This is a genomic window from Mesorhizobium sp. M1A.F.Ca.ET.072.01.1.1 (assembly GCF_004023325.1).
Classification (GTDB): domain Bacteria; phylum Pseudomonadota; class Alphaproteobacteria; order Rhizobiales; family Rhizobiaceae; genus Mesorhizobium.
In genome coordinates, this window is sequence record NZ_RZSF01000328.1 from 1 (window position 1) to 7413 (window position 7413).

9 protein-coding genes are annotated in these 7413 nt (G+C 61.3%); all 9 read right to left on the bottom strand.

The annotated features are described in order from the left end of the window. Positions 1 to 468 (bottom strand): twin-arginine translocation signal domain-containing protein (locus EOA32_RS30395; RefSeq protein WP_128373678.1); only part of this gene is annotated, 468 nt, incomplete at its 3' end. A gap of 14 nt (positions 469 to 482) precedes the next feature. Further along, the gene (locus EOA32_RS30400; RefSeq protein ID WP_128373685.1) at positions 483 to 1307 is read right to left on the bottom strand and encodes an ABC transporter permease; all 825 of its coding nucleotides are present in this window, start codon (positions 1305 to 1307) and stop codon (positions 483 to 485) included. Positions 1308 to 1321: 14 nt separating this feature from the next. Next, positions 1322 to 2200, bottom strand: a complete 879-nt coding sequence (locus tag EOA32_RS30405; protein ID WP_128373679.1) for an ABC transporter permease — start codon at positions 2198 to 2200, stop codon at positions 1322 to 1324. Between the two features lie 496 nt (positions 2201 to 2696). After that, positions 2697 to 3359, bottom strand: a complete 663-nt coding sequence (locus tag EOA32_RS30410; protein ID WP_245499432.1) for an IS5 family transposase — start codon at positions 3357 to 3359, stop codon at positions 2697 to 2699. After that, the gene (locus tag EOA32_RS30415; RefSeq protein WP_245499434.1) at positions 3269 to 3484 is read right to left on the bottom strand and encodes a hypothetical protein; all 216 of its coding nucleotides are present in this window, start codon (positions 3482 to 3484) and stop codon (positions 3269 to 3271) included. Before EOA32_RS30415 ends, EOA32_RS30410 begins: the two co-directional genes overlap by 91 nt. Before the next feature lie 194 nt (positions 3485 to 3678). Next, on the bottom strand, positions 3679 to 4563 hold the full coding sequence (gene purU / locus EOA32_RS30420; RefSeq protein WP_128373682.1) for a formyltetrahydrofolate deformylase: 885 nt from the start codon (positions 4561 to 4563) through the stop codon (positions 3679 to 3681). A gap of 43 nt (positions 4564 to 4606) precedes the next feature. Next, entirely contained in the window at positions 4607 to 5524 is a 918-nt protein-coding gene (gene folD, locus EOA32_RS30425) for a bifunctional methylenetetrahydrofolate dehydrogenase/methenyltetrahydrofolate cyclohydrolase FolD (protein ID WP_128373683.1), read from the bottom strand. A gap of 1 nt (position 5525) precedes the next feature. Further along, complete coding sequence (locus tag EOA32_RS30430; protein ID WP_128373684.1) at positions 5526 to 6086, bottom strand: sarcosine oxidase subunit gamma; 561 nt, start codon at positions 6084 to 6086, stop codon at positions 5526 to 5528. Beyond that, on the bottom strand, positions 6079 to 7413 hold a 1335-nt coding region (locus tag EOA32_RS30435), incomplete at its 5' end, for a glycine cleavage T C-terminal barrel domain-containing protein (RefSeq protein WP_281015295.1). The genes EOA32_RS30435 and EOA32_RS30430, both read right to left, overlap by 8 nt.

Sequence of the window (7413 nt, forward strand, 5' to 3'; positions counted from 1 at the left end):
GGCCGAAAGCTTCGGCGTCAGCTTGCGGAACGGCTCGATCATCGGCTGCAGCACATTCGCCATGTTGGGAATGTTGGCCTCGTTGATCTCCGAGTTCATCCCGGCATTCACATATTTGAGGTAGTAGTCGCCGGACGAATGCACGATCTGGAAGTCGCCGGGCTTCGCCGTCTTGATCTTGGTGATGATCTCGTCCTCGCCGCCGAACGTGCCCTGGACCACCTTGATCTTGGTCTTGGCCGTGTAGGGCTGGAAGGCATATTTGTCGATCGCATCCTGCACCGTGCCGCCCCACCCGTCGAAGCGAACCTCTTCGACCGCGGCGAGTGCCTGCCTCATCCAGGGCATGTCGAGGCCCGCCGCGGCCGCCGCGGCGGCGGTCAGCGTCAGGAAAGTGCGGCGGCTCAGACCGCTGTTGAGATACCTATCGTGCAGCCGTTCCAGCCGCTTGGTGGTGGTGAGTTTCATTGCAGTTCTCCCATTTACGTTGCTTTTTTTCTTAACCGGGTGAGGCCTCGTAGGATCAGGCCGCCGAGCAGCGGGACGCCGACGGTAACCAGGATCATCACGGTGCCGAGCGCGTTGATCTCCGGACTGACCGAGATCTTGAGCATCGAAAGGATTTGCGTCGGCATCGTCTCAACCCCTGCGGGCCGCCAGAACAGGCTGGCCGAGGTGTTGTCGAATGAGATGGTGAAGGCGAGCAGCGCGCCCGCGACGACGGCGGGGAGGAGCAGCGGCAGCGTGATCTCGCGGAAAGACGAGAAGCGCGAGGCGCCAAGCGAAAGTGCCGCCTCCTCATAGACGCGCCGGATGCCGACCATGCGCGCCTGGGCGATCAGAACCACATAGGGCACGGCGAGGAGGATGTGGCCGAGCACCAGGAGAAGCAGGGTCCTCGGCTGGTCGACCGCCTTGATCAGCACCAGGAGGCCGACGCCCAGAATGGTTTCGGGCACCAGCGCCGGCAGGATCACCAGCGTGCTCAGCATCTGCTTGCCAGGGAAGTCGAAACGTACCAGCGCGAACGACGTGACGACGCCGATCGCCGTGGTGGCGGCGGCGGTGACCAGGGCGATCCACAGCGACGTCCGGAACGCGGCCAGCACCGCCTCATTGGCCATCAGCTTGCCGTACCATTGCAGCGAAAAGCCGGTCATCGGGAAGCCGCCGAACATCGAGGCGTTGAACGACAGGATGACGGTCGCCACGATCGGCGCGAACATGAAGATATAGACGCAGAGCGTCACGAAGCCGGTCAGCCGCCAAGCCCATCTGCCTTCCTTGTTCCGCCGCCCCGCCTTCATTTGCCCAGACTTCATCATCCACCCAATCCTTTGACGACCTGCGACATGCCCATGTAACGGGTGTAGATGGCGGCGAAGAAGCCGAGCACCACGAAAAGCACGATCGACAGCGTGGCGCCCATCGGCCAGTTCAGCTCGCTCATGATGGTGTCGGAGATGAGGTTGCCGAACAGCGCGTCGCGACCCGAGCCGAGGAGTTGCGGCGTCACATAGCTGCCGGCGGCCAGCACGAAACAGAGCATCAGGCCTGCCGCCAGCCCCGGCAGCGAAAGCGGCAATGTCACCTCGCGGAACGCCTGCGCGCTGGTGCAGCCCATCGAACGGGCCGCCGCAATCAGCGTGCGGTCGATGCTTTCCAGGCTGACATAAACGTTAAGGATCATATACGGCAGCAGGAAATGCAGCAGCCCGACGATGACCGCGCCCTCGTTGTACAGCATCGGCAACGGCTCGCTGATGATCCCCAGTTTCAGGAGGGCGACGTTGATGACGCCCTGCTCGCCAAGGATGTTGATCCAGGAATAGGTGCGGATGGTGAAGCTGATCCAGAACGGCACGATGAGCAGAAGCAAGAGCAGCCACTTGTGCTTGAAGGTTGTGGCCCAGATGAAATAGGCCGGGAAATAGCCCAAAATCCCGCAGAGCAGCGCGATAATCGCGCCAATTCTCAGCGTCTTCAAAAGGAAGCCGTAATAGTAGCTGTCGGTGAGAAATTCGTGCCAGTTCGCGGTGGTTAGCGTGCTGGTTTCCAGACCTGCCGTGACAAAGGTAAAGAAGGTGTAGATCGCCATCACGGCGATCGGCAGCACAAGAAACACCAGGAGCAGCATAAGCGTGGGGGCAACAAGAATCCATGCTAGCCGCGGATCGTAAAGTTTCCACGCTTTGGTCATGTTGATGCTACTCTTCCCAGGCTCGCCACGTACATCACGTCAAGCCGGGCTGCTTCCGCAGCCCAATCTCGCAACAATGCCGGGGTCGCAACAATGCCAGTGGGAAACTGACAGAGTTCCGCGAAGGCGGTCGGAGCTGCATCACCTTGACCACCGCCGCAGACGGCGACCTCGGATTCGAGTTCCTGCACCACGCCGATTGCGAGTAACGCCACCTGCGCGTGCAATCTGCGCTGGCGGGATCCAGTCTATGGCTCGTGTCCTCCTGCAAACTGTCCCCGTCTTAACGCCAGTTGCGGGCGCCGCATGTGTATCAATCGTCGCTTCGCCCCACCCAAACGGCGGACAAGGCGCCTTGCCCCTCGGCCGAGCTTATTCAGCACACAAATTGGATACGTGTCAAGCACACACATTGGATACTGAGATAGGACCGAGTGTGTGGCGCTCAGCCTCGGAGAGCGTCTTCGCCGGGTTAGCGAGTGAGTTGGCCGAGGCTTTAGGTGAGATAATTGCCGTTCCGGCCGGGTTGTTTGCGCCTGAGTTTGGTTGTCGCGGTGACGGTGCGACATTCGCGGCAAAATGGCGTACGTTGGCCTTTTTTTGCGCACCGTTTTCGACCTGCTAATAGGCCGCCCACGGCATGGGCGGCCCGCTCAGTGATGAAATCGGCTGAAGAAATGAAGTATCTGGTGTCCAAGCGGCAGCGCTCTGTAGGTCCAGTGCTAGGCTTCGTGGACAAAGGGCAGCCATAGTTTGATTGAGGCCAGGCCACGAAGCCAAGATAGGATTCCTTGGTCTTGTCGTAGCGTGTGGCAATACGGCGCCAGTTCTTCAGCTTGTTAAACAGACGCTCGACGAGGTTGCGCCAACGGTATTTCTCGCGATCATGCGGGGTGGGGGCGCGGCGGTTGCTTTTGGCGGGGATGCCCGCCTCGACGCCGGCTTTGGCGATCTCTTCGCGGATGGCGTCGGAGTCATAGCCCTTGTCCGCCAGGAGCGTCTCAATACGGTCGGCGATCATTCGAAACAGCGGGCCGAAGCCTTGAATATCATGCGCCTGGCCAGGTGTCAGGACGAAGCCGAGAGGTCGGCCTTTTCTGTCGCACCGCGCATGGAGTTTGGTGGTGAAGCCGCCGCGCGATCGGCCAAGCGCCTCAATTTCCTGAGTCCCCTTTTTATGCCGACTGCACAATGATGTGCCCGGACAACGGTGCTATCGATCATGTCGGCGGTGGCATCGCGTCCCACCATCTCGGCGAGCGTTTCGAGCAGCGCATCGAACACCCCTGTCGCGACCCATCGCCGGTATCGGCGGAAGACGCTGTTCCACTTGCCATATTCATCAGGCAGATGACGCCATTGCGCCCCGGTTCGGTCCATCCACACTGTCTACGCCGCAGCCTTCGCAATCGGAATGCTTTAAGCGCCGACGCGTTCTTGCCGGACGACAGGATAAGATCTTATCCGTATGTATGCCTTCATCCCATCCGTTCTGAAGCGTGCGAGCCCGGCGAAGCGGGAAAGACCACGGTCTTGGTCCCGTTGAGGAAGACACGGCGGTGAATGTGCGCGTGAATGGCACGCGCGAGAACCTGGCTTTCGACGTCGCGCCCCAGCGACACGTAGTCGGATGGGCTCTGAGCGTGCGTTACGCGCACGATGTCCTGCTCTATGATCGGACCCTCGTCGAGATCGGCAGTCACATAGTGCGAGGTCGCACCAATCAGTTTCACGCCACGCTCGAACGCCTGCTTGTACGGGTTCGCTCCCTTAAAGGAGGGAAGGAAAGAGTGGTGAATGTTGATGATGCGGCCGGACATCTTCTCGGAGATCTCATCCGACAGCACCTGCATATATCGGGCGAGCACGACCAACTCTGCGCCGGTCTCCTCGACGATGCGCATCTGCTGCGCTTCGGCTTCGAGCTTATTCTCCTTCGTCACTTTGATGTAGCGGAACGGGATGTCGTGGTTCACGACCGGCTTTTGATAATCCAAGTGGTTCGAGATCACCGCCACGATGTCGACTGGCAGCGCTCCGATACGCCAGCGGTACAGAAGGTCGTTCAGACAATGACCGAAACGCGAGACCATGATGATCACCTTCATCTTGCGGCTCTCGTCATGGAAGGCGAACTCCATTCCGAACGCTGTGGCGGTGTCGGCAAACCCGCTACTTAGCGCGTCAAAGCCAACGCCCTCATCCGAACTGAAGCTGACGCGCATAAAGAAGTTGCCGGTCTGCGTATCGTCAAATTGCGAACTGTCGGTGATGTTGCAGCCGTTCTCGGCGAGGTAGCCTGCGATCGCGGCGACGATCCCGCGCCTCGATTTGCAGGTGACCGTCAGGCAGTATTTGTGCATATCGAACTTTCTCGTGTGTGCAGTAAAAATTTGTTCGGGCGCGTCAGGCCGAAGGCCGCATGAAGGGTTTCATAAATGTCAGTCCCTCTGGCGCGGGCAGCCCGTGGGCACGGCAGCAGGCGGTGACCGTGTTGGTGATCAGACAGGCGATGGTCATGGGACCGACACCTCCCGGCACTGGCGTTATTGCACCCGCTATCTCCGCCGCGCTGCTGAAATCCACGTCTCCTACCAGTTGTTGCTTGCCATCCCGCGCGATCCGATTGATGCCCACATCGATCACTGTAGCGCCCGGCTTGATCCAGTCGCCAAGGATCATCTCGGGGCGGCCGATGGCAGCAACGAGGATGTCGGCCCGGCGGCAGATTGATGCCAGATCGCGTGTACGCGAATGAGCGATGGTTACGGTGCAGCTATCGCCGAGCAGAAGTTGCGCCATCGGTTTTCCGACGATGTTCGAGCGCCCCACGACCACCGCTTCGAGCCCGGACAGATCGCCCAGATGGCCGCGCAGCATCATCAAACACCCCAACGGGGTACACGGGACCATCGCGTTTTGTCCCGTACCCAGAAGCCCGACATTCGAGACATGAAATCCATCGACATCTTTTGCCGGATCGATCGCATTGATCGCCAGATCAGCGTTCATATGTTTAGGCAGAGGCAGTTGGACGAGAATGCCGTGAGTCTCAGAATCGGAATTCAGCCGCTCGATTAGGGCAAGCAGATCGGCCTGAGACGTTTCAACGGGCAGCTTGTACTCATGGCTCCTCATGCCAGCTTCGATAGTCTGCCGTCCTTTGTTACGCACATAAACTTCCGACGCCGGATCATCGCCTACCAGAACGACAGCCAGGCCCGGCGTAATGCCGTGCTCCTCCTTGAGCCAGGCCACATGCTCAGCCACTCTCGAACGTAGCTGCGCCGCGAACGCCTTGCCGTCGATGATTTGGGCGGTCATGTTACCTTTCCTCGAGCCGCTTCGCCGCCGTTTCCAGCGCGTGCCAGAGCGATCCGGCGGACGAGCGCGCGCCCAGCACGGCGACATGAGCGTCGCTGCGGCGGATGACGAAACAGCTCATATGCTCAAGCCCGGTACGCGTCGCCCGGCCCGGGCCAAAGTCCGCGAGATCGATGTTGACAAGCTTCGACAGCAATGCCTCGACAGGCCTTGAGCCGGCCCGCGATACAATCTCGAAAGCGACCCAGCCATCGGTCTGCTCGGTCACAGAGCAGCCGGGGGCGCGTTGCTTGAGCTCGGCTGCAAAATCCAGCTCGGCGCGGCCTTCGTACTCGATCATCCACTGATCCGGTCCGGTCCACAGCGCGGCAACCCCCTGCCCTGCAATCCAGCGGCCTGGTCCGGGAAGAGCGAGGCCGAATGGCGTCGGCTCTGCGGTTCCGAAGCGCAGCGCCAGAGAGGCAAGCGCCAGACCGGCGTTCTCGCGGATCTCCAACCCCCCGAACGATGAGAGGCGTGGTAGCGCGGCACCGAGCGCGGTGATGGGTCTCAGGTCACTCACGAAGACGTGCTCCTTCAGGATCGACAAAATGCGCCGGCACGACCCGCAGGCGCGCGCTTTCGCCTTCGAGCGGGTTCGCGGCCACGATCACCTCGCCCAGCCGTTCATCGCCGTTCTCTAGGAAACCGAGCCCGATCATCGAGCCGACATGCGGACTGTAGCAAGCCGACGTGATCCAACCCTGATCGGTATCGAATTTCCTCGGTGCGTCTTCCGCAAAAAGATGCGAGCCGCTGACCACCTTCCCGGCAGGATCGACGGGCCACAGCCCGACCAGCCGTCGCCTGTCGCCCGCAAGGCCCTCGCGCCGCGACATCACGGCGCCGACGGAATCCTTCTTCTGCGATACCATACTGCCAAGCCCGACCATGAGGGCCGTCGCCTGTCCGTTCAACTCAGGGCCGGCGGCGTGTCCCTTCTCGATCCGCAGGACCCCCAACGCCTCGGTGCCGTAGGGCGTCGCTCCGAGATCGGCTCCCAGTTCCATCAGCCGCTCGATCAAAGCGTGGCCGTAGCGTGCGGGAACCGCAATTTCGTAGGCGAGTTCGCCCGAGAAGGAGATGCGGAAGAGCCGCGCGCGCAGGCCGTCGCAGACGGTGAGCTCCGCGCAGGCCATAAAGGGGAAGGCCTCGTTCGACAGGTCGAACCCGTCAACGATGCGGGCGAGCAGAGCGCGCGACTTCGGCCCGGCGACGGCAATCTGCGCCCAGGCATCGGTCGTGGAGATGATCTGGACGTCGAGTTCCGGCCACAGGCATTGCCGCGCGAATTCCATGTTGCGATAGACCAGACCGGCGTTGGCGGTCGTCGTGGTGACCACACAATGATCCTCGGCCAGCCGCGCGCAGGTGCCGTCGTCATAGGCAAATCCGTCTTCGCGCAGCATAAGCCCGTAGCGGACTCGGCCGACTTTCAGTGTGGCCATCATGTTGCAGTAGAGCCGGTTGAGAAACTCGCCCGCGTCGGCGCCCTGGACATCGATCTTGCCGAGCGTCGTCACATCGCACAGACCCACCGCGCCGCGCACGGCCCTGGCCTCGCGGTCCACGCTCTGACGCCAATGCGTTTCGCCCGCACGCGGGAAATATTGCGCGCGCATCCACTGGCCGACCTCGACGAACTCCGCGCCCTGCGCCTGGGCCCAGTGATGGGTGGGTGTGAGGCGGCGTGGTCGGAAATGCCGCCCTAAATCGCCGCCGCCGAGCACCGAGAGCGTCACTGGAGTGTAGGGTGGGCGGAAAATCGTTGTTCCAGTTTCCGGGATCGACCTCCCGGTCAGCTCCGCCATCACGGCAAGACCGGTCACATTTGCAGTCTTGCCCTGGTC

Bases quoted from the DNA above. Each gene is read 5' to 3' on its own strand.
- EOA32_RS30400 (WP_128373685.1), bottom strand. From the start codon at position 1,307: ATGAAGGCGGGGCGGCGGAACAAGGAAGGCAGATGGGCTTGGCGGCTG.
- EOA32_RS30405 (WP_128373679.1), bottom strand. From the start codon at position 2,200: ATGACCAAAGCGTGGAAACTTTACGATCCGCGGCTAGCATGGATTCTT.
- purU (WP_128373682.1), bottom strand. From the start codon at position 4,563: ATGCACAAATACTGCCTGACGGTCACCTGCAAATCGAGGCGCGGGATC.
- folD (WP_128373683.1), bottom strand. From the start codon at position 5,524: ATGACCGCCCAAATCATCGACGGCAAGGCGTTCGCGGCGCAGCTACGT.